Source organism: Vagococcus sp. 211 (assembly GCF_056322705.1).
The window spans coordinates 1,395,256-1,416,436 of sequence record NZ_CM150475.1 but is presented as its reverse complement, the minus strand read 5'-3'; the positions used below and the strand labels follow the sequence as shown (position 1 = coordinate 1,416,436).

Sequence of the window (21,181 nt, the reverse complement as noted above, 5' to 3'; positions counted from 1 at the left end):
TGGAGGACGATATATGTTTTTATTTAAGAAAACACCAAGTATTTCCGCAATGGAATTAGAGAATTTATTAACGCAACCCATTGAGCTGATTGATGTACGTAGCCCAATGGAGTTTCAACAAGGACACATTGCTAAAGCAAAAAATGTGCCTTTAGATCGCATTCAACAATATAAAGCAAAAAAAGATAAAGTCTATGTGATTTGTCAGTCAGGCGCTCGCAGTAAACGTGCGGCTCAAGCATTAATTGACCAAGGCATTGACGCAGTAAACATTCAAGGCGGCATGATGATGTGGCCAGGCAAAGTGAAAGTGGGGAAATAGGGATGAGAACAGTTATAGTAGGTGGCGTTGCAGGCGGTATGTCAGCAGCAACAAGATTAAGAAGATTAGATGAAAACATGGAGATTGTTATTGTAGAAAAAGGACCATACGTTTCTTTTGCGAACTGTGGGTTACCTTATTTTGTCTCAGGGGAAATTTCTAACAGAGATGATTTGTTAGTTCAAACACCTGAAAAATTAAAAGCACGCTTCAATTTAGACGTTCGTGTGAATAGTGAAGTGACGACGATTGATAAAGACAACAAAAAAGTAACCATTGTCAGCAATGACGAAAACTATGAACTAGAGTATGATAATTTAGTCTTATCACCAGGAGCTAAACCCTTTGTTCCTCCTGTTCAAGGATTAGAAGAGGCACAAAATGTCTTTACATTACGCAATGTTCCTGACGTTGACAAAATTATGACAGCCTTAGAAAACAAAGACGTGAAAAAAGCAGTCGTTGTTGGTGCTGGGTTTATTGGTTTAGAGATGGCTGAGAACTTAGTATTACGTGGATTAGATGTGACTGTGGTAGAAATGGCTAGTCACGTGTTACCAACCGTTGATGCAGAAATGGCTTCATTCATTTCAAATGAACTAGAAGACAACAACGTTACTGTTTTAACTGAAAAAGGCATGACAGAACTAAGAAACGAAGGAAAAACAGTCGTATTAAATGATGGTTCTACAATTGATACTGATTTAGTCATCATGTCAGTTGGGGTACGTCCTGAAAGCGGCCTAGCAGAAACAGCTAAGATTGACCTAGGTATGCGTGGGGGTATCTTAGTTGATGAGAACTACGAAACATCAGTGAAGGATATCTATGCTATTGGAGATGCTATCATTGTTAAGCATATCATCACAGGAGACGATACCATGATTGCCTTAGCATCACCTGCTAACCGTCAAGGTCGTCAAGTTGCCGACGTGATTGCAGGCATGCCTCGTAAAAACCGTGGTAGCTTAGGAACAGCCATTGTGCGTGTGTTCAACCAATCCATTGCTTCAACAGGATTGACAGAGCGTCAATTAGAAACGTTAGAATATGATTACAAAGTCATTCATGTGGATGGTAAAAACCATGCAGGCTACTACCCAGGAGCAAGCATGATCTTCTTGAAATTATTATTCAACCCAACAACGGGTGAAATTTATGGGGCGCAAGCAGTGGGACAAGATGGCGCTGATAAACGCATTGACATCATTGCCACAGCGATTAAAGGTGGCTTAACGGTGGAAGATTTACCAGAATTAGAATTCACTTATGCCCCACCATTTGGCGCAGCAAAAGACATTGTCAACATGGTAGGTTATGCCGCACTGAACTTAATGGAAGGTGTTTCTGAAGTTGTTCAACTATCAGACTTGCCACGATTAAGAGAAGAAGGGGCTCATTTATTAGATGTTCGTACAGAAACAGAGTACGCACGCGGTACCATTGATGGATTTGTTAACATTCCGTTGAACGATTTAAGAAGCCGTATGGACGAGTTACCAAAAGAAAAAGAAATTATTTTAAGCTGTCACAGTGGGCAACGTAGCTACATCGCTCAAAGAATGTTAGTACAACATGGCTTTAAGGTGAAAAATTTAGACGGTTCTTATTTACTTTACAAGTCTGTTAATAGATAATTGAATCAATCGATTTTTTAGGAGGCCATAATAGATGGATGAAACACAAAAGAAAATTGAAAATCGTCTGAAGCGTTCAGAAGGCCAAATTCGTGGGGTCTTAAAGATGCTTGAAGAAGATAAAAGTTGTCGTGATGTGGTCATTCAACTGTCTGCCATTCGATCAAGCATTGACCGAGCTATTGGAGTCATTGTGGCTGAAAACTTGAAAGAATGTCTAGCCATAGACCATTTGAGCGAAGACGAAAAAGACGAAAAAATCAAAGAAGCCATTGATTTAATCGTCAAGAAATAAAGAAAAACCACTTTCTAGTAAAATAGGAAGTGGTTTTTTTGGTCTTAAACTAATTTAGCGCCAGAACTTGTACCTAAACGGTCAGCACCCATTTCGATCATTTTTAGAGCGTCTTCTTTTGAACGAACACCACCAGAAGCTTTAACTAAGGCTTTATCTCCAACAGTGTCTTTCATTAATTTCACGTCTTCAAAGGTTGCGCCACCTGTTGAAAAACCAGTAGATGTCTTAACGAATTCAGCACCAGCAGCGACAGATAACTCACACGCTTTTACTTTTTCTTCGTCTGTTAATAGACAAGTTTCAATGATGACTTTCACTAAAGCTCTTGGATGACTTGCGTCAACAACAGCTTTAATGTCTGCTTCGACTACGTCATACTCTTTATTTTTTAATGCTCCGATATTGATAACCATATCAATTTCGCCAGCTCCATTGTCAATGGCATTGTTTGTTTCGAATACTTTTGTTTCTGTTGTGCTAGCTCCTAAAGGAAAACCAATAACCGTACATACTTTTGATTCTGCCCCTTGTAGTAACTCACTAGCGAAGCTTACCCAGTAAGGATTGACACAGACTGACGCGAAGTCATAGTTAGCTGCTTCCTCACATAATGTTTTGATTTGATCTCTTGTTGCATCAGGCTTTAATAAAGTGTGATCAACATATTTTGCTAAGTTCATAAAAAAGCTCCTTCTATTGTGTATTATTTGTAAACGCTAATACTACACAACTATTCTACCATTTTTTGAAGGCTTTGATAAGTTAGAACCTTAAAAATAAGAGGAATTATCATGGTTTATTAAGGAAAAGTGGGCTAAGATATAACAAGATGTTATAATTATTACTATTGGAAATAGAGGGAGTCGGGAAGTTATGTCAATTGACCAGTCAACAACGCTTTATCAAGCATTATGGAACAGTGCAGACATTATGCGCTCAAAAATGGATGCCACAGATTATAAAAACTATTTATTAGGATTAGTTTTTTATAAGTATTTATCTGATAGAATGATTTATCATGCTGCAGACCTGTTAGAAGAAGAGGTACACTCTTTAAGCGAGGCGCAAGCTGTCTATGAAGCTGCTTTTCAAGAAGCTGATTTGAAAGAGGACTTAATCAAAGAATTAAACTATGATTTTTCCTATGTTTTAGAGCCGGAATTAACGTTTACTGCATTAGTAAAAGAAATTCAAAAAGGGCGGTTTCAATTAGAAGACTTAGCTCAAGGCTTTAGAAACATCGAGCAAAGCAGTGAATTATTTGAAAATTTATTTGAAGATGTGGATTTATATTCAAAAAAATTAGGCTCAACACCACAAAAACAAAATCAAACGATTGCTGCTGTTATGAAAGAATTAGATAGCTTAGACATTGCCCATGAAGGTGATACCCTAGGTGATGCCTACGAATACTTAATCGGACAATTTGCCTCTGATTCTGGTAAAAAAGCAGGTGAATTCTATACCCCACAAGCCGTCTCTACTTTAATGACACGCATTGTCTTACAAGGAAAAGAAAATCAGCGTGGATTTAGTGTGTACGATGCTGCCATGGGATCAGGTTCCTTACTACTAAATGTTAAGAAGTATTCTAATGAACCAGGAACCGTTAATTATTTTGGACAAGAATTGAACACATCTACCTATAACTTAGCGCGTATGAATATGATTCTACATGGGGTGGATGTTGCTAACCAACATTTAAATAACGGTGATACACTGGACAGTGATTGGCCAACAGAAGAGCCAACGAACTTTGATGCCGTCCTAATGAATCCGCCATATAGTGCTAAGTGGACCGCTGATAAAGGGTTCTTAGATGACCCAAGATTTGCTATGTACGGAGTGCTCGCACCAAAATCTAAAGCAGATTTTGCCTTTTTATTACACGGTTACTATCATTTAAAAGACACTGGCGTTATGGCCATTGTGTTACCTCACGGTGTTTTATTTAGAGGTGCCGCAGAAGGCAAAATAAGAAAAATTCTTTTAGAGATGGGGGCTATCGATACAGTGATTGGCTTACCAGCTAATATTTTCTTTAACACAAGTATCCCAACTACCGTGATTATTTTGAAGAAAAACAGGGAAACAAAAGATATTTTATTCATTGATGCTTCTCAAGAATTTAAAAAAGAGAAAAATCAAAACATATTAGAAGAGAGTCATATCGATAGAATCATTGAGACTTACAATCAACGGGAAGCAATCGAAAAATACGCTTCTGTTGCGACATTTGATGAGATTGTTGCCAATGACTGTAACTTAAATATCCCTAGATATGTTGATACTTTTGAAGAAGAAGAGCCCATTTCTTTAAGCCATGTTGCAAAAGAATTAACAGAAGTTCAGACAAGCATTACTACAGCCAAAACAGCTCTCACAGAGATGATGTCTGACCTAGTCGCAGCCACACCAGAAGCACAAGAAGAGTTGAATGACTTATTAGCTTATCTAAAGCGTGGTGATAGTCATGACTAAACAGGAAACACCAGTCATACGTTTTAATGGATTTACTAACGATTGGGAAGAGCGTAAGTTAGGTGATTATATCATTCAGTATAGTGAAAAAACTAAACAGAATAATCAATATCCTGTTTTCACCTCCTCTAGAAATGGATTGTTTTTTCAGAAGGATTACTATAAAGGGAATCAAATTGCATCCGAAGACAATACCGGATATAACATTGTTCCCAGGGGATACTTCACATATAGGCATATGTCAGATGATCTTGTTTTTAAATTTAATATAAACGATCTAGCTGATTATGGCATTGTTAGTACTTTATATCCTGTTTTCACCACAAATGAGCAATTAGACTCTAAATATTTACAGTATCAGTTGAACGAAGGATCTGAATTTAGACGTTTTTCTCTTTTGCAAAAACAAGGTGGTTCCAGAACATATATGTATTTAAATAAATTACAAAATATGATTTTAACGATCCCAAAATTAGAAGAGCAACAAAAAATAGGTTCATTCTTTAAACAGCTAGATGACACTATCGCTCTTCAAGAGCGTAAGTTAGATTTACTTAAAGAGCAGAAAAAAGGCTTTTTACAGAAAATGTTTCCTAAAAAGGATGAAAAGGTTCCTGAAATTCGTTTCAAAGGATTTACTGATGATTGGGAACAGCGTACGTTTGGGGATGGACTAATTAAAGTCGGCGATGGGATTCATGGTACTCCTAAGTATCGTGAAGATGGTTTAGTTCCATTCATTAATGGAAACAATTTGGTCGATGGACGTGTTTTGGTAAATGATGAAACAAAGTATGTTGATGAATTACAAAAAACAAAAAATGATAATTTGCTGGATGAAAACACAATATTAATGTCAATAAATGGAACCATTGGTAATCTAGCCAGATATAACGGTGAAAATATTATGTTAGGAAAAAGTACTGCCTATTTAATTGTAGGTGAATATAGTAAAGAATATGTTTATTATTTGTTACAGACTAATCAAGTCTATAAATATTTTATGAGTAGTTTAACAGGTACTACAATTAAAAATTTAGGATTAAAGGTAATTAAAGAAACGCCATGTTTAATTCCAAGTGTTGAAGAACAAACCAAAATAGGGAACTTCTTCAAACAACTAGACGACACTATCGCACTTCAAGAGCGGGAAGTAACTGAACTGAAAGCAATGAAAAAAAGTTTTCTGCAAAAAATGTTTGTTTAAATTTGAGGATAATATCTCAAGGTAATACATGATTAACAAATTAGAATAGTAAAACAAGGATTAAAAATTGAGTTATATAGTTACCTCCTATCATAATGGAAGAAATATGATAGGAGGTTTTTTTATGTTAACAGAAAGAAAGAATGCCTTGTTTCATGAGTATTTTCGTGAATGGATTGAGCTTTATAAGGTGGGTGCTGTGAGAGAGGTAACGTTGTCTAAGTATAAAATGACCTTGAAACGGCTACGTGAGATTGCTCCTGATACAACAATGGAAGAATTAGATAGGCGGATGTACCAACGGATATTAAATGAATATGCTATCAATCATGAAAAACAAACCACAATGGATTTTCATCATCAATTAAAGGGAGCTATTGTTGATGCGGTTGATGAAAGACTAATTCTTGTAGATCCTACTAGAAAGGTTGTAGTGAAAGGTAAGACTCCGAGTAGAAAGAAAATAAAATATATCAGCCAATTTGATTTACAAAAGCTACTAAGTCAACTGGAATTAACGGAAGAGATGACTTATGATTGGCTTATTTTGTTGATTGCTAAGACCGGTTTGCGCTTTTCAGAGGCGTTAGCCGTGACACCAAAAGATTTTAATTTTGCGTATCAAACGTTAACGATTTCTAAAACATGGAATTATAAAGATAGACTTGGCTATTTTCAAGAAACGAAGAATCAAGCTTCTAAGAGAGTGGTTCAGCTTGATTGGAAGACGAATATGCAATTTGCTCAAATGATAGAAGGATTGCCTGAAGAACATCCATTCTTTATCAAAGGCAGAGTGTTTAATTCAACGGTTAATCAACGATTGGAAAGGCATTGTAAGAAAGCCGATATTCCAATTATTTCCATTCACGGATTGCGTCATACCCATGCGTCTTTGTTGTTGTTTGCGGGTGTATCAATAGCAAGTGTTGCTAGGAGATTAGGGCATGCTAACATGAGTACTACACAACAAATTTATTTACATATTATACAAGAGCTAGAAAATCAGGATAATGACAAAATAATGCGATATTTATCAAGTATTTAGATGGTCGCTCTTGAAGAGCGATAGTGTCATCTAGCTGTTTAAAGAATGAACCTATTTTTTGTTGCTCTTCTAATTTTGGGATCGTTAAAATCATATTTTGTAATTTATTTAAATACATATATGTTCTGGAACCACCTTGTTTTTGCAAAAGAGAAAAACGTCTAAATTCAGATCCTTCGTTCAACTGATACTGTAAATATTTAGAGTCTAATTGCTCATTTGTGGTGAAAACAGGATATAAAGTACTAACAATGCCATAATCAGCTAGATCGTTTATATTAAATTTAAAAACAAGATCATCTGACATATGCCTATATGTGAAGTATCCCCTGGGAACAATGTTATATCCGGTATTGTCTTCGGATGCAATTTGATTCCCTTTATAGTAATCCTTCTGAAAAAACAATCCATTTCTAGAGGAGGTGAAAACAGGATATTGATTATTCTGTTTAGTTTTTTCACTATACTGAATGATATAATCACCTAACTTACGCTCTTCCCAAGCTTTCCAGTTCAATTATTAGGATAGATTCAGCATCTTTTGTGAATATTTAATGATATAATAAAGCATAAAAGGTTAAAAAGTGGGGGATTATGCATGGTAAAGTTCACGCCAGAGCAAGAATTGGAAGATAATTTAATCAAGCGGTTGATTACAGGAAATTCTCAATGGACTTACAGAGAAGACTTGAGGTCAGAAGAGGATTTATGGAACAATGTCCGAGAAAAGTTAGAATATAATAATAAAGATGTGTTAAATGGGGTTTCTTTGACTGAACAAGAGTTTCATCAAGTGAAAAACCAGTTAAGCTTTTCAAGTTTCTATGAATCAGCTAAATGGTTGGCTGGAGAAAATGGTGTAGCTAAAGTTCAAGTACAGCGTGAGGATGCGTCATTAGGTACGATTCGGTTACGTGTCATTAATCGCCAAGATGTGGCAGGAGGCATTTCTTCCTACGAAGTGATTAATCAATACCGTTCGAATAAGAAAATAGAAATGGATATGAATCGTCGGTTTGATGTGACGCTACTTATTAACGGACTGCCTATGATTCATATTGAGTTAAAAAACAGATCGCATCCATACATGGACGCTTTTAGACAAATAAAAAAATATTTAAGAGAAGGAAAATTTACGGGAATATATTCGTCCTTACAGATGTTTGTCGTGACGAACGGAACTGACACAAGGTATATCGCGACAGCTCAAGATTCAAAATTGAATGAACAGTTCTTAACGAAATGGGTGGATCCTGATAACCAGCCTGTCACAGATTATTTGTCGTTCACTGAAGATGTTTTATCGATTCCTATGGCTCATAAAATGGTAACGCAGTACACGGTGATTGATAATGATAAGAGAGCCCTAATCTTACTTAGGCCTTATCAAATCCACGCGATTGAAGCCGTGAAACAAGCATCTGCTAAACAACAATCAGGCTATGTGTGGCATACGACAGGTTCAGGAAAAACTCTGACGTCTTATAAAGTAGCTCGGAACTTACTACAAATACCCTCTCTACAAAAGACTATTTTCATTGTTGATAGGGTTGATTTGGATCAACAAACAACGTCTTCTTTTACCTCTTATGCTGAGAATGACGTGATTGATATTGATGAGACGGATAATGTCAATGACTTAATCAAGAAATTAGTATCTAATGACCGTAATGTCATTATAACAACGATTCAAAAGTTAAATCATGTGATGCGTCGATTTGCAGACCAAGAAGGAAGCAAACGATACAATCAGTTAACACAGTTAAAGGTTGCTTTTGTTGTGGATGAGTGCCATCGTGCTGTGAGCCCAGGGAAACAAAGAGAGATGCAAGAATTCTTTATCCGTTCTCTGTGGTACGGGTTTACAGGGACACCTATCTTTGCTGAAAATGCTAAAAAAGTGCTAGGGGATTTACCTAGAACAACGGCACAGCAATAAGGTGAGTGCTTGCATGAGTACACCGTTAAAGAAGCCATTCATGACAAAGCCGTTCTAGGTTTTCAAGTAGAGTATAAGTCTACTTTTTCTGAAGAAGAGCTAGACAGTGTCCTTCGGCAATTAGATGCATCAGGTGATTTGGATGAAGAGGCTTTGACGTTAGAGGACAAAGAGGCAGATCTTCCTAACAAAGTCTATGAAACAGAAGAGCATATGTTAGAAGTGATTCATTCGATTGTCAATAAATCAAGAAAAAAATTAGGGTTTACCAAAGGAAAAGGGCAAACGTATAATGCCATATTAACAACAACATCTATTGCTCAAGCACAAAAGTACTTTGAGTTGATTCAAAAAGTAAAAGACGGTGAGTCTACGGTTCACATTGATGAGGCAACGAAACGTGTTTTACCAGATTTTCCTAAAGTAGCCATGACCTATTCAATATCTGAGAACGAAGAAGCATCGATTATCAATCAAGAGAAGATGAAAGAAGCCATGGAACATTACAATGCCATGTTTGGAACACAATTTAGGATGGATACAATAAGAGCTTATAATCGGAACATCAATGACCGATTAGCAAGAAAAAAAGATAAGTATAAGAATCGCTCAGAACAACTGGATTTAGTCATCGTTGTTGATCGTTTGTTAACGGGATTTGATGCACCGTGTTTATCTACGTTATTCATTGATCGTCCGGCTATGAAACCCCATGATTTAATCCAAGCGTTTTCACGAACCAATCGGTTATTTGACAAAGATAAAAAATATGGACAAGTGGTGACTTTTAGAGCGCCGTGTACCTTTGAACAAAAAGTGAAAGAAGCGCTTGTTTTATATTCTAATGGTGGTGAAAATGAGGTGCTTGCTCCTAAGTGGGATGAGGCAAAGGCGGCGTTCATTGAGGCGATAGAGATATTAAGAGAGGTAATCTCTGAGCCTGCTGCTATTGATATAGAGCAAGTAAGTACCGCAGAACTCAAAAGATTTATCAAAGCCTTTCAGGGAGTAGACTCGACATTTGCTGCGGTTCAAGTTTACAGTGATTATGATTCGGAATTATTGGGAACAGAATTCAATATTAGTCAAGATGACATTGAGCAGTTTAATGGGAAATATGAGAATGCTTTGGAAGAATTAAAAACAAGGGAAATAGACCCTGAAGGCCCAGATTCTGAAGAGATTGACATTGATATTGCCTATGAATTAGAGTCAATTAGGACAGACAACATTAATTATGAATACATTTTGATGTTGATTCAGGCGTTTATACCTAGTGGTGATGATGAATACGAGTTGTTTGCTAGAGAAGACAAAAAAGCGACAGCTGAAATCAATAAATATTTAGAGGAATTAGAGAAAAATAATACCCAATTAGCGCGATTGGTGAAAGAGCTGTGGGATCAAATTTTGACAGAGCCTGAAAAGTTTAGAGATAAAAACGTGTCTTATATGCTTGAAGAAATGATTCAAGAAACAAAAAGTAGCAAGATAAATGATTTAGCAAGTAAATGGCATGTCAATGAGGAAGAGCTGTCCTATGTGGTCAATAATTATAACCCGCGTAAAGAAAAGCAAAGTGGCGAAAGTGAGCTGAAAGCCACTTCTGACTATCAAGGTTATAAGGAAAGTACAGATAATCCTGTCAGTCGTCTGAAATATTGGCGAAATGTTAAAAATGATTTTGAAACAGTGATGGAAAGAGAAATTCTTCCTTTAGAAAGAAGGTAAGTGTCGTATCTCTAACACTCTCTCGCTAAGGTTAGCTTAGTGAAAGAGTGTTTTATTTTTTGCTAATTATGTTTTAAATCATTGACAATCATTTTTTACTCTGTTAAGATTCATTTAAGTTAATACAGATGCGACGAAAAGAAGAGTACATTTTTGGAAAGTTTAAAGAGACTCCGGCTGGTGTGAACGGGGAGCAGGAAGAAAATGGAAGATGGTCTTTTGGCATAAATAGGTCAGCCCCAGTGGTCAGCTTATTTCGGGAGTTCCCGTTACCGGACAACAGTATTCAAAGCAGAGGTTAGCTTGCGTACTGGGTGAGATGATTGTTGTGAAGCAATCATAAATTAAGGTGGTAACACGAAACAACGCTTTCGTCCTTTGTTTATTTTAGAGATAAAATAGATAAAGGACGGAAGCTTTTTTTATTTTGATAAAGCAAAGGAGACAAAGGCAGAGATGATTGAATTAAAACATATTACTAAGACCTATACAAAAAAAGATAAAACCATCACCGCTGTAGATGATGTCAATCTAACCATCCGTGAGGGTGAAATATTCGGCATGATTGGTTACTCTGGTGCTGGGAAAAGTACCATGATTCGTCTATTGAATCAATTAGAACAACCCACGTCAGGTGAAGTGATCGTCAAAGGACAAGACATTACCAAAATCAAAGGCAGTGCCTTAAGAGATTACCGTAAAAAAGTGGGCATGATCTTCCAACACTTTAACTTATTATGGTCACGTACAGTGATGGATAATATTGTTTTACCCTTAGAACTTGGAAAATTACCAAAGGCTGCAAGAGAAAAGAAAGCACAAGAACTCATCAAATTAGTGGGACTTGAAGGGAAAGAGCAGGCCTATCCTAGTGAACTATCGGGAGGACAAAAACAACGGGTTGGGATTGCGAGAGCCTTAGCCTCTGATCCAGAGATTCTACTGTGCGACGAAGCAACAAGTGCACTAGATCCACAGACCACAGATGAAGTGTTAGAGTTATTAGTAGATATTAACCGCAAATTAGGTCTAACGATTATCCTAATCACTCATGAAATGAATGTGATTCGTAAAATTTGTCACCGTGTCGCTGTCATGGAAAATGGTTGCATCATCGAAACAGGAGACGTGTTGTCAGTCTTTAAAAACCCACAACACACGGTGACGCAAACCTTCGTCAGTCAAGACGTGGTGACACATCAAGAAGACAGTGAAGAAACGGTGCAATATCTGTTAGATGCTTACCCAGATGGGATGTTGGTTCGTTTGATATTTGAAGGAGATAAAGCCAGTGAGGCGGTTATCACCAAAGCCATTAGAACCTATCCTATTGATATCAACGTCCTTCAAGCAGACATTAGACAAACCAACCAAAGTTCTTTTGGTTCCATGTTGGTTCAAGTCACAGGAGAAAGCAATTGGCTAAGTGAGAGTCTAGTGTTCTTTGAAAAATATGGTGTAGGAGTAGAGGTGATTCAATATGGATAAGGGATTTTTAGAAACCTATTTTCATTTTGAAGGCTTGAAAAAAGAAGCCTTCGTTGTCGCAACGAAAGAAACATTGTATATGACCTTTGTTTCTATGATGTTTGTGTTACTGATTGGCTTGCTGATTGGTTTAATGTTATTCTACTTTGGCAAAAGCGATAAGCCGGTATTAAAGGGGTTGTACCACGGGGTGTCATTGATTAGTAACACCTTCCGTTCTGTGCCTTTTATTATCTTGATTATCTTATTGTTTCCTATTACAAAAGCCATTGTTGGCACCATGCTTGGACCAACGGCAGCATTACCAGCTTTGGTAATATCCGCCGCTCCTTTTTATGCAAGGCTTGTGGATATTGCGTTTCGTGAAGTGGATCAAGGCGTTCTTGAAGCCAGTGAAGCCATGGGAGCGACGAAGTTTCAAATGATTTACAAGGTACTCATCCCTGAGAGTTTACCTGCTTTAATTTCAGGATTAACGGTAACAACAATTACGATGATTGGTTTTACAGCCATGGCTGGTGCGATTGGTGCAGGTGGGTTGGGAGCCCTTGCTTACCAAGCTGGTTTTATGGGGAATAACTATACCATCATTATGGTTGCGACCATTTTAATATTAATCATTGTCTTTTTCATCCAATGGCTGGGAGATGTCTTGGTGAAAGTGACAGATAAACGATAACATTCTAGGAGGAAGAAAAAATGAAGAAAAAATTACTTACATTCGGTTTATTAGCAGTAGTGGGGTTAGGTTTAGCAGCATGCGGGAATGGTTCAAAAGAAGAAGACGATAAAACCATCGTGGTAGGAGCGTCACCAACGCCACACGCGGAAATTTTAGAAGAGGTGAAGCCAATTCTAAAAGAACAAGGCTATGAGTTAGAAATCAAAGTCTTCCAAGATTACGTGTTACCAAACAAAGCCTTAGCGGAAAAAGAATTGGACGCAAACTATTTCCAACATGTGCCTTATTTTGATAAAGAAGTGGCAGATAAAAAATATGACTTTGCCAATGCAGGTCCCATCCATTTAGAAAAAATGGCTTTGTATTCTAAGAGCGTGAAAGACGTGAAGGACTTAAAAGACGGAGCAACGGTACTTGTCAGCAACTCTCAAACGGACTGGGGACGCGTGATTACGATGTTACAAGATGCTGAGTTGATCACAGTGAAAGAAGGCACAGATCTAACCCAAGCAACCTTTGATGACATCGAAAAAAATCCTAAGAACTTAGTCTTCAAATATGACATTGACCCAGCCATCATGACAACAACGTACCAAAACGATGAAGGGGATTTAGTCGCAATCAACGCAAACTTCGCTGAAGGCATTGATTTGAACCCTGACAAAGATGGGGTACTCGTTGAAAAAGAAAACTCTCCTTACGCTAATATTATTGCCGTTCGTTCAGAAGATAAGGACGATCCAAAAATCAAAGCATTGGTAGAAGCTCTACATTCAGATGACGTGAAAGCATTCATTGATGATAAATGGAATGGCACGATATCAGTTGTCAAATAACGCAAAAAAGAAAGAACCGAGTTAGTCTGACTCAGTTCTTTCTTTTTTTATTCTTATATTAACTGTAGTAATGAAGCTGCTGAAGGAACAACGATAACAGTGATGATACCAACAAGAATCATTGAGATACTTGCCATTGCTGCTTCAGTTTCCCCAAGTTCCATTCCAACAGATACCCCTAAGGCATGTCCTGCAGAGCCAAGTGCCAATCCTTTAGCAATTGGGTTGTTAATGTGGAAGAATTTTAGTGCCATTTTACCAGTAGCGTAGATAATCACGGCGTTGAAAATAACAGAGAAGGCAGTTAGAGAAACGATACCACCCATTGATTCAGAAACAGGAACCGCAATAGCTGTTGTTGCTGCTTGTGGTAACAGTGATAACATCATTTGAGGATGCATACGAATCACTTTACCAACAACGATAATACTTGTAACAGAAACAGCAGAACCGACAGTGATTGCTGTAACAATTTCTAACCAATATTTATGTAATAAGTCTCTTTTTTTGTAAAGAGGGATAGCAAAAGCAATAGTCGCTGGTTCTAAGAAGAAGCTAATCACGCTACCACCTTGATTGTATTGTTCATAGTTAATACCTGTTAATTTTAATACGACCACTCCTAGAATCATTGCCACAAAGAGAGGCGTGAATAGGAAGAACCCGTTTGTTTTTTTGAATAAGAATGTACCGATACCGAATACAACGAATGAGATGACAATACCTACGTATGGAGTCATTATCTTTGTACCTCCTCTAGAGAATGTTTTTTAGCAAAAGCCAAACCTTTTTCTTTTTTAGCTGAACGTTCTTTAAGACCTAATAAGTAAGAAGCGCTCCAACCTGTAACTGCTAGGATAACGAATGTAGCAACGAAGATGACTGCTAAAATTGGGCCACCGTAAACTTTTAAAATATCTAGTGAGTTGTATAATGAAATACCTGAAGGAACAAATAAGAAAGAAATGATACCTGTTAAACTCGTTCCTAATGATTCAACCTGTTCCAATTTAACGATGTTGGTGCTTAGTGCTAAGAATAAAAGAATTAAACCAATCACTGAAGCTGGCATTGGGATGGGTAAGATGAACGCGATCCCTTTTGAAATTAACATGATAATGGCAAAGATGAATGCTTGTTGTAAGAATGAATACACTTTTTTTTCCATTTGTAAGACTCCTTTTTATGTGGTTCATTTGATACATTGAGTATATGTGAAATGGAGAACTTTGTGTGGGTTTTGACGCGAAAGGCAAAAATGTAAGCGTATGATACAAAAAAACACCCCTCAAATGCACTAGGCAAATGTGGGGTGTTACGATGTCTTAAGATAAGCCAATGGTTTCTTTAAAAGGCTTCACGTAAGAACGGCTAACAGGTACCTTTAAGCCATTATCTAGGGTGACTTGCAAGGTGTGATTAAACCAAGGCTGGATTTCTTGAATCTTGGTTGTGTTAAGAATGAAGCTGCGATGGGTCTTAAAAAAGATATCTGTGGGCAAGCGTTTTTCTATCTTACTTAAGCTTCCTGTTGTTTGATAGGTTTCGTTCTCAGTATGAACACTTAGCTCTTTATCTTCCACTGACACAAGGTAAATGTCCTTTGGATGAACCAAAAAGATGCGATCTTCCCCTTGAATGGGAATGGTTTCGACCACTTCTTTTTTCTTTGCCTGCTTAGGGGCAGATGAACCAATAATAGCCAAAGCTTTGTCAAGAGCCGCATGAACAATGGCTTCGTCAAAAGGTTTAAGAATATAATCCATGGCATTGACCTTGAAAGCCTTTAAGGCGTATTCATCATAAGCTGTGGCAAAGATTAAATAAGGAGGCTTCTTTAATTTCTGAAGCTTTTCAGCCAAATCAAAGCCACTCTCATCCGTTAAGTGAATGTCTAAAAAGATGATGTCTGGTTTTTGATCCATGATTTGCTCCATGGCTTCTTCCACAGAATCAGCTTCCGATGTGGAGCTAATACTTGGGTGTTGTGTCACTAGATAAGTCAATTCTTCTCGTGCTAATGGCTCGTCATCAACAAGCAGTACATGTGTCATAAATACGTCATTCCTTCTATTAAAGTATAGTTGTTGATTGTTCTGTTAGAGGCATTACTAAATTGAATTCTGCTCCGCCTTCTGGGTGATTGGTCACAATAAACTGAGCCTCACCACCAAAAAGATTGGTCATCCGGCGAGATAAGTTTTCAAGAGCTGTTCCTGTTCCTTTTTTAGAGGAAACGGGTTGTTTGCCAATCTGATTCAAGCGCTCGTCTGTGATACCCAGTCCGTTGTCTCTCACACGAATGTCTAGATGACCATCGACCTCTTTAATCGAGACGTGGGCTAAGTTGTTTTCTTTCCGAGCCCCAAAGGCATGTTTAATGGTGTTCTCAACTAAAATCTGTACGGCATAAGGAGGGACCACGTAGTGTTTTAGCTCCTCTGGAATATCAAAGGTTACCGTATACCGGTTCGGAAACCGGGCTTGTTCTAAGGAAAGATAAGCATCCACCTGTGCCAATTCTTGTTTTAAGGGGATCAATGTTTGTCTGGCACCTTGTAAATTCCCTCTAAAATACGTACTAAGTTGCAATAATAAGGTACGTGCTTGGTCGCTATCTTTTCGCATCAAGGCAGAGATCGTGTTAATGGCGTTGAAAAAGAAATGAGGATTGACCTGAGCTTGTAGGGACTTGATTTCAGCTTCTTTTAAGAGCTTGGATTGTACTTCTGCTTCACCTAACTCAATTTGAGAAGAAAAAATCGTGCCTAACCCTTTAGCTAATTGTTCTTCCACATGGGTTAGCTGTTTCGCGTCTGTAAAATACATTTTTAGGGTTCCAACGATTTGGTTATGGACAAACAATGGTATAACAATGGCTGCTTCTAAAGGGCAATTAGGATTTGAACACCCGATATGCTCCTTATGATGCACGATGGACAACTTCCCACTACTCAACACATCTCGAGATAATTCCGTGATGACCTCAAGTTCTGGGATATGATGATCACTCCCCGCCCCAGAATGAGCGAGTATGCGATGTTTATCCGTCAAACTAATGGCGCTGACTTTTGTGTAATGCTGAATAATCGTAGCCACCTCTTGAGAAGAACGCTCGTTTAAGCCTTCTCGAAAATAAGGGAGGGTGGCTGCGGCAAGTTCTAACACATCATGTGTTTGGACAGCCTTGGCTTGTTCTTCTTGTTGCAAGGTGGTGGTGAGAATAGATAGGAAGATAAAGGTTCCAATACTATTCAAAATAATCATGGGTAGAGCAATAAAACTCACAAGATCCACACCTTGCTGTAAACTCCCACTCCCACTAAACAACATAACGAACAACATCTGGACACTCTCCATTAAGGCGCCGATAACCGCCGCTTGTATAGGAGAAGGGAACTGTCCTTTTTTTGTTAACCGGTTACCAAACCATCCAGATAACATCCCCACAAGAATAGAAGAAGGAATATAGAAGAAACTATACGTACTTCCCTGAATGAACCGGTGAGTTCCTGCGATGACCCCAACCATACTACCAACAAAGGGACCAGCAACAATACCAGAAACCCCAATTGCTAAAGTTCTCGTATTGGCAATAGAGACATTGTCATGAAGATTGGTCAAGATACTACTAGGAACAATTTGATTGTCCTTTATCTCAATCCCTGTAAAGTTTGAAATAATAGCAAATAGCCCAAAGATAATAACGAGTTGCATTTTGGAACGATAATCATCTCGGCTAAGCAAGATTTTTTTGAAGTAGGGCACATTAACCAGTAAAAAGGCCAAAAGAATAATTAACCCAACCCGTTCCATCATTAAAATAAATAATTCCACCATAAAATAAAGACTCCTTTGTTTATTCAAAATCAACTAGTCATAGTTTAGCATAATTTTTATTTAGATGATTGGTATAGGAGGAAAAAATAAAAAACGTCCTAAATAAAAAGAATGATAATTGTTATTTACGCAGTTATGGTTTAACATAAAGAGAGACATGACTTTATGACGATTGAAAGGATTATGTATGAGCCAATCTAGAAAAAGAGTACCCAATATTGATTACGTCAAAGCCTTTGCTGCTATTGCGGTGATTGCCGTTCATTTTAGAAAAAATGTTCAGCCCATGATTCCAGAAGAAGCTTTTGGCGCTAAATCTTCCTTGTTTTTTGCTGCAAATTATCAACTGTTTATTAGTTGCGTCCCCCTATTCTTAATTGTCACAGGCTACTTAATGACGAATAAAAAGGTAGATAAAAAACATTACATGAGCATCGTCCAGTTGTATACACTATACTTATTGGCTTCTATTGCGACGTTGTTCTTATTTATGTTTTTACATGACCAACACTTTAGTGTACAAGAGACCATCTATCGTATTAGTGCTTTTAAGATGGTAGGGTACGCTTGGTATGTTGAAATGTATATCGGATTAGCTTTGTTAGTCCCATTTATGAATATCATGTTTGATCACGTGACAAAAAAACAATTTACTTATTTAATCGGCATCCTTCTGTTTATGTGTTCCTTGCCTAGTTTTGTTAACAATGCTCCGTTCCTTACTGACGTGTTCTACCTCCCAAATTTTTGGGTGCAAATGTATCCTATTTTGTATTACAGCATTGGGTCATATATTCGGCGTTATGATGTTGTTAAAATGCTCCGCAAACAGGATATTTGGCTTATGGGGCTGTTTAATGTTGCCATCACCTTGTTTGGAGTAGCATACAATTTCCATTATGCCAATCCTTATGCGGGATTTACTGAAGGCTATTACCCATCGATTGTGGTGGTTCTACAATCTGTGACCTTGTTTCTTGTCTTGATGAGAATCCCTTTCAAAGAAAATCGACTGGTGACAGCTGTGGCTAAAGTGACATTACCAATGTATTTAATGTCTTATATGGTGGATAAAACCGTGTACGCACACCTACTGAGCATGCTTGGAGATGGAAAAAAATTAATCAATTATATGCCAGTCATTGTTTTATTTATATGCGTGATTAGTTTTATGGCCGCCTATGTCTTAGATAAGATGAATGAGGCCATTTGGAAGGTCGTTAGCCGTATAACAAGAACCAAAAAGAAGAGCTCGTCTAACTAACGTTTGGGAATGAACAACGCGCCAGATACGACTAAAAAATATGTCCGGCTCTTTTACATTGACATTATGAGGACCTATCCGTTAAGGAAGGGGGGCTCATAATGTTTTTTTTGTTATATGATGTCCCTTTATTATTAAAAAACCTAAGTAATAGTATTTATTTAATTATAGTTATTCTCAAATGGAAGATTGTGAAAAATGAGGGGCGAAATCAATAAATATAAGGCTTATTCAAATTTTGAGCAAAACTATTTGAAGTTCATTCTCAATTAGGATAGAATAAGTAAGGTACACGAATTAATTATTTAACCAATAATGGAGGGAACAGAATGTCCGTTTTAGAAATAAAAAACTTACATGTGTCGATTGAAGACAAAGAAATCTTAAAAGGTGTTAACTTAACCATGAAAACAGGCGAAATTCATGCCATCATGGGACCTAACGGTACAGGTAAATCAACATTATCAGCAGCCATCATGGGAAACCCTAACTACGAAGTAACCGAAGGTGAAATTTTACTTGACGGTGAAGATGTATTAGAAATGGAAGTTGACGAACGTGCAAGAGCAGGACTATTCTTAGCTGTTCAATACCCAAGTGAAATTCCTGGAATTACCAATGCAGAGTTCATGCGTGCAGCAATCAACTCAAAACGCGCTGAAGATGACAAAATCTCAGTTATGGACTTTATCGATAAATTAGATGAAAAAATGGAATTATTAGATATGCCACAAGAAATGGCTGAACGTTATTTAAACGAAGGCTTCTCTGGTGGAGAGAAAAAACGTAACGAAATTCTACAATTACTAATGATGGAACCAACTTTCGCTATTTTAGACGAAATTGATTCTGGTTTAGATATTGATGCGTTACAAGTGGTATCAAAAGGCGTGAACGAAATGCGTGGAGACAACTTTGGTTCTCTTATCATTACTCACTACCAACGCTTACTAAACTATATCGTTCCTGATGTGGTTCATATTATGATGGAAGGCCGTGTGGTTAAAACAGGCGGTGCTGAATTAGCACAACGCTTAGAGGCTGAAGGATACAAAGGCATCAGTGAAGAATTAGGAATCGACTATCAAGAAGAAGCTTAGTGGGAGGAGACAAGGTATATGAAGGAATCAAATTTAACAGCGTATCTTGAGGACATTTCATTATTTTCTGCAAGTCAAGAAGAACCACAATGGATGTTAGACTTACGTATGGATGCATTAAAACAAGCCGATGACTTAGCATTACCCGTTATCGAACGTGTTAAAATCCACCGTTGGCCATTAATGAACGTTGGTTCTTTAAATGAAGAAGTGGTAGGCGAACCTGTCTTACCATCATTTGACGAGTTAGAAGATAACCCAATGATTCTTCAAGGACGTACAACAACTTTTTACGAACAAATGCCAACAGAATTGGCTGAACAAGGGGTTATCTTTACAGATATCTTTACAGCATTGCGTGAGCATGGTGACTTGGTTCAAAAATATTTCATGACACAAGCAGTTCCTTATAATGAAGACAAATTAACAGCTTTCCATGCGGCGTTTATGAACGGTGGGGTCTTCCTATATGTTCCTAAAAACGTGGTCGTAAAAGAGGCGTTTGAGTCATTATTCTTACATAATTCAAGTGACACAAGCGCGATGGTCAAACATGTGCTTATCGTCGCAGATGATAACAGTGAATTAAACTACGTGGAACGCATTCACTCAGCAGGAGACGACGCGAAAAAAATCTCAGCCAACATTGTGGTAGAAGTAATTGCTCGTCCAGGAGCTAAAGTGAAATTTGCGGCCATTGACCGTTTAGGCGAATCAGTAAGTACTTACATGAACCGTCGTGGTTACGTGATGCGTGACGCAAGCGTTGACTGGGCATTAGGTATTATGAACGACGGAGACGTTGTGGCAGATTTTGATTCTGATTTAGTGGGCGAAGGCGCACATTCAGAAGTGAAAGTTGTTGCGATCAGTTCTGGTCGTCAAACACAAGGAATTGACACTCGTGTGACAAATAAAGCCCCTCATTCTGTGGGACATATTTTACAACATGGGGTCATTCGTGACCGTGGTACGTTAACCTTTAATGGTATTGGACACATCTTAAAAGGAGCTAAAGGAGCAGACGCACAACAAGAAAGTCGTGTGTTAATGTTATCTGATAAAGCCCGTGGCGATGCTAACCCAATTTTATTAATTGATGAGTTCGAAGTAACGGCAGGGCATGCAGCAAGTGCTGGTCGTTTGGATCCAGATGAATTATACTACTTAATGAGTCGTGGGTTACCACAAAAAGAAGCGGAACGTTTAGTAACACGTGGCTTCCTAGGATCAGTTATTACAGCTATCCCAGTGAAACGTGTACAAGAAGAATTTGTGAAAGTGATTGATAGAAAGTTGGCTGATTAG

At 37.8% G+C, this 21,181-nt stretch carries 18 protein-coding genes, 1 pseudogene and 1 other annotated feature; of the genes and pseudogenes, 13 read left to right on the top strand and 6 right to left on the bottom strand.

All coding sequences use genetic code 11. From position 1 onward, the window contains the following. The first annotated feature begins 13 nt into the window (after positions 1-13). From ACVWM0_RS06940 to ACVWM0_RS06930, 3 genes are read left to right on the top strand one after another with little or no spacing between them, the layout of a single operon-like run. Entirely contained in the window at positions 14-322 is a 309-nt protein-coding gene (locus ACVWM0_RS06940) for a rhodanese-like domain-containing protein (protein ID WP_476471916.1), read from the top strand. A gap of 2 nt (positions 323-324) precedes the next feature. After that, positions 325-1,959: an FAD-dependent oxidoreductase gene (locus tag ACVWM0_RS06935; protein ID WP_476471915.1), complete on the top strand. Its 1,635-nt coding sequence runs from the start codon at positions 325-327 to the stop codon at positions 1,957-1,959. A 34-nt stretch (positions 1,960-1,993) separates the two neighbouring features. Further along, on the top strand, positions 1,994-2,254 hold the full coding sequence (locus ACVWM0_RS06930; RefSeq protein WP_476471914.1) for a metal-sensitive transcriptional regulator: 261 nt from the start codon (positions 1,994-1,996) through the stop codon (positions 2,252-2,254). A 44-nt stretch (positions 2,255-2,298) separates the two neighbouring features. On the opposite strand, the gene deoC is transcribed toward ACVWM0_RS06930, so the two are convergent. Further along, positions 2,299-2,937 (bottom strand): deoxyribose-phosphate aldolase, encoded by a 639-nt coding sequence (gene deoC, locus ACVWM0_RS06925; RefSeq protein WP_476471913.1) that lies wholly within the window; start codon positions 2,935-2,937, stop codon positions 2,299-2,301. 193 nt (positions 2,938-3,130) lie between these two features. Between deoC and ACVWM0_RS06920 the strand changes: the two genes are divergently transcribed. The 3 genes from ACVWM0_RS06920 (at position 3,131) to ACVWM0_RS06910 (ending at position 6,993) form a co-directional block, all read left to right on the top strand. Then, positions 3,131-4,738 carry a type I restriction-modification system subunit M gene (locus tag ACVWM0_RS06920; protein WP_476471912.1) on the top strand — a complete coding sequence of 536 codons (1,608 nt, stop codon included), beginning with the start codon at positions 3,131-3,133 and terminating at the stop codon, positions 4,736-4,738. Continuing rightward, positions 4,731-5,945, top strand: a complete 1,215-nt coding sequence (locus ACVWM0_RS06915; protein WP_476471911.1) for a restriction endonuclease subunit S — start codon at positions 4,731-4,733, stop codon at positions 5,943-5,945. Before ACVWM0_RS06920 ends, ACVWM0_RS06915 begins: the two co-directional genes overlap by 8 nt. A 124-nt stretch (positions 5,946-6,069) precedes the next feature. Then, complete coding sequence (locus ACVWM0_RS06910; RefSeq protein ID WP_476471910.1) at positions 6,070-6,993, top strand: site-specific integrase; 924 nt, start codon at positions 6,070-6,072, stop codon at positions 6,991-6,993. On the opposite strand, the gene ACVWM0_RS06905 is transcribed toward ACVWM0_RS06910, so the two are convergent. After that, a complete protein-coding gene (locus ACVWM0_RS06905; protein ID WP_476471909.1) occupies positions 6,932-7,510 on the bottom strand; it encodes a restriction endonuclease subunit S in 579 nt (192 codons plus the stop codon). The genes ACVWM0_RS06910 and ACVWM0_RS06905 overlap by 62 nt on opposite strands. Before the next feature lie 81 nt (positions 7,511-7,591). Here ACVWM0_RS06905 and ACVWM0_RS06900 point away from each other — a divergent pair. From ACVWM0_RS06900 to ACVWM0_RS06885, 4 genes and pseudogenes are all read left to right on the top strand, one after another. Next, a pseudogene (locus ACVWM0_RS06900) lies at positions 7,592-10,663 on the top strand (type I restriction endonuclease subunit R). Positions 10,664-10,787: 124 nt separating this feature from the next. Continuing rightward, positions 10,788-11,045, top strand: a binding site (T-box leader). A 74-nt stretch (positions 11,046-11,119) separates the two neighbouring features. Next, entirely contained in the window at positions 11,120-12,151 is a 1,032-nt protein-coding gene (locus ACVWM0_RS06895; protein WP_476471908.1) for a methionine ABC transporter ATP-binding protein, read from the top strand. Next, positions 12,144-12,830, top strand: coding sequence for a methionine ABC transporter permease (locus tag ACVWM0_RS06890; protein WP_476471907.1), 687 nt, complete (start codon positions 12,144-12,146; stop codon positions 12,828-12,830). The genes ACVWM0_RS06895 and ACVWM0_RS06890 overlap by 8 nt, the downstream gene beginning before the upstream one ends. A 20-nt stretch (positions 12,831-12,850) precedes the next feature. Beyond that, positions 12,851-13,669: a MetQ/NlpA family ABC transporter substrate-binding protein gene (locus tag ACVWM0_RS06885; RefSeq protein ID WP_476471906.1), complete on the top strand. Its 819-nt coding sequence runs from the start codon at positions 12,851-12,853 to the stop codon at positions 13,667-13,669. A 53-nt stretch (positions 13,670-13,722) separates the two neighbouring features. On the opposite strand, the gene lrgB is transcribed toward ACVWM0_RS06885, so the two are convergent. The 4 genes from lrgB to ACVWM0_RS06865 all read right to left on the bottom strand — a co-directional run bounded on the left by lrgB (position 13,723) and on the right by ACVWM0_RS06865 (position 17,509). Then, the gene (lrgB, locus tag ACVWM0_RS06880; protein WP_476471905.1) at positions 13,723-14,409 is read right to left on the bottom strand and encodes an antiholin-like protein LrgB; all 687 of its coding nucleotides are present in this window, start codon (positions 14,407-14,409) and stop codon (positions 13,723-13,725) included. After that, positions 14,409-14,837, bottom strand: coding sequence for an antiholin-like murein hydrolase modulator LrgA (gene lrgA / locus ACVWM0_RS06875; protein ID WP_476471904.1), 429 nt, complete (start codon positions 14,835-14,837; stop codon positions 14,409-14,411). Before lrgA ends, lrgB begins: the two co-directional genes overlap by 1 nt. Before the next feature lie 157 nt (positions 14,838-14,994). Continuing rightward, positions 14,995-15,723, bottom strand: a complete 729-nt coding sequence (locus tag ACVWM0_RS06870; RefSeq protein ID WP_476471903.1) for a LytR/AlgR family response regulator transcription factor — start codon at positions 15,721-15,723, stop codon at positions 14,995-14,997. A gap of 19 nt (positions 15,724-15,742) precedes the next feature. Further along, entirely contained in the window at positions 15,743-17,509 is a 1,767-nt protein-coding gene (locus tag ACVWM0_RS06865) for a LytS/YhcK type 5TM receptor domain-containing protein (protein ID WP_476471902.1), read from the bottom strand. A 187-nt stretch (positions 17,510-17,696) separates the two neighbouring features. Here ACVWM0_RS06865 and ACVWM0_RS06860 point away from each other — a divergent pair, with 187 nt between their 5' ends. The 3 genes from ACVWM0_RS06860 to sufD all read left to right on the top strand — a co-directional run bounded on the left by ACVWM0_RS06860 (position 17,697) and on the right by sufD (position 21,181). Beyond that, positions 17,697-18,773: an acyltransferase gene (locus tag ACVWM0_RS06860; RefSeq protein WP_476471901.1), complete on the top strand. Its 1,077-nt coding sequence runs from the start codon at positions 17,697-17,699 to the stop codon at positions 18,771-18,773. Between the two features lie 329 nt (positions 18,774-19,102). Continuing rightward, entirely contained in the window at positions 19,103-19,873 is a 771-nt protein-coding gene (gene sufC / locus ACVWM0_RS06855) for a Fe-S cluster assembly ATPase SufC (protein ID WP_476471900.1), read from the top strand. A gap of 18 nt (positions 19,874-19,891) precedes the next feature. Continuing rightward, entirely contained in the window at positions 19,892-21,181 is a 1,290-nt protein-coding gene (gene sufD, locus ACVWM0_RS06850; protein ID WP_476471899.1) for a Fe-S cluster assembly protein SufD, read from the top strand.

Bases quoted from the DNA above. Each gene is read 5' to 3' on its own strand.
- ACVWM0_RS06940 (WP_476471916.1), top strand. From the start codon at position 14: ATGTTTTTATTTAAGAAAACACCAAGTATTTCCGCAATGGAATTAGAG.
- ACVWM0_RS06935 (WP_476471915.1), top strand. From the start codon at position 325: ATGAGAACAGTTATAGTAGGTGGCGTTGCAGGCGGTATGTCAGCAGCA.
- ACVWM0_RS06930 (WP_476471914.1), top strand. From the start codon at position 1,994: ATGGATGAAACACAAAAGAAAATTGAAAATCGTCTGAAGCGTTCAGAA.
- deoC (WP_476471913.1), bottom strand. From the start codon at position 2,937: ATGAACTTAGCAAAATATGTTGATCACACTTTATTAAAGCCTGATGCA.
- ACVWM0_RS06920 (WP_476471912.1), top strand. From the start codon at position 3,131: ATGTCAATTGACCAGTCAACAACGCTTTATCAAGCATTATGGAACAGT.
- ACVWM0_RS06915 (WP_476471911.1), top strand. From the start codon at position 4,731: ATGACTAAACAGGAAACACCAGTCATACGTTTTAATGGATTTACTAAC.
- ACVWM0_RS06910 (WP_476471910.1), top strand. From the start codon at position 6,070: ATGTTAACAGAAAGAAAGAATGCCTTGTTTCATGAGTATTTTCGTGAA.
- ACVWM0_RS06895 (WP_476471908.1), top strand. From the start codon at position 11,120: ATGATTGAATTAAAACATATTACTAAGACCTATACAAAAAAAGATAAA.
- ACVWM0_RS06890 (WP_476471907.1), top strand. From the start codon at position 12,144: ATGGATAAGGGATTTTTAGAAACCTATTTTCATTTTGAAGGCTTGAAA.
- ACVWM0_RS06885 (WP_476471906.1), top strand. From the start codon at position 12,851: ATGAAGAAAAAATTACTTACATTCGGTTTATTAGCAGTAGTGGGGTTA.
- lrgB (WP_476471905.1), bottom strand. From the start codon at position 14,409: ATGACTCCATACGTAGGTATTGTCATCTCATTCGTTGTATTCGGTATC.
- lrgA (WP_476471904.1), bottom strand. From the start codon at position 14,837: ATGGAAAAAAAAGTGTATTCATTCTTACAACAAGCATTCATCTTTGCC.
- ACVWM0_RS06870 (WP_476471903.1), bottom strand. From the start codon at position 15,723: ATGACACATGTACTGCTTGTTGATGACGAGCCATTAGCACGAGAAGAA.
- ACVWM0_RS06865 (WP_476471902.1), bottom strand. From the start codon at position 17,509: ATGGTGGAATTATTTATTTTAATGATGGAACGGGTTGGGTTAATTATT.
- ACVWM0_RS06860 (WP_476471901.1), top strand. From the start codon at position 17,697: ATGAGCCAATCTAGAAAAAGAGTACCCAATATTGATTACGTCAAAGCC.
- sufC (WP_476471900.1), top strand. From the start codon at position 19,103: ATGTCCGTTTTAGAAATAAAAAACTTACATGTGTCGATTGAAGACAAA.
- sufD (WP_476471899.1), top strand. From the start codon at position 19,892: ATGAAGGAATCAAATTTAACAGCGTATCTTGAGGACATTTCATTATTT.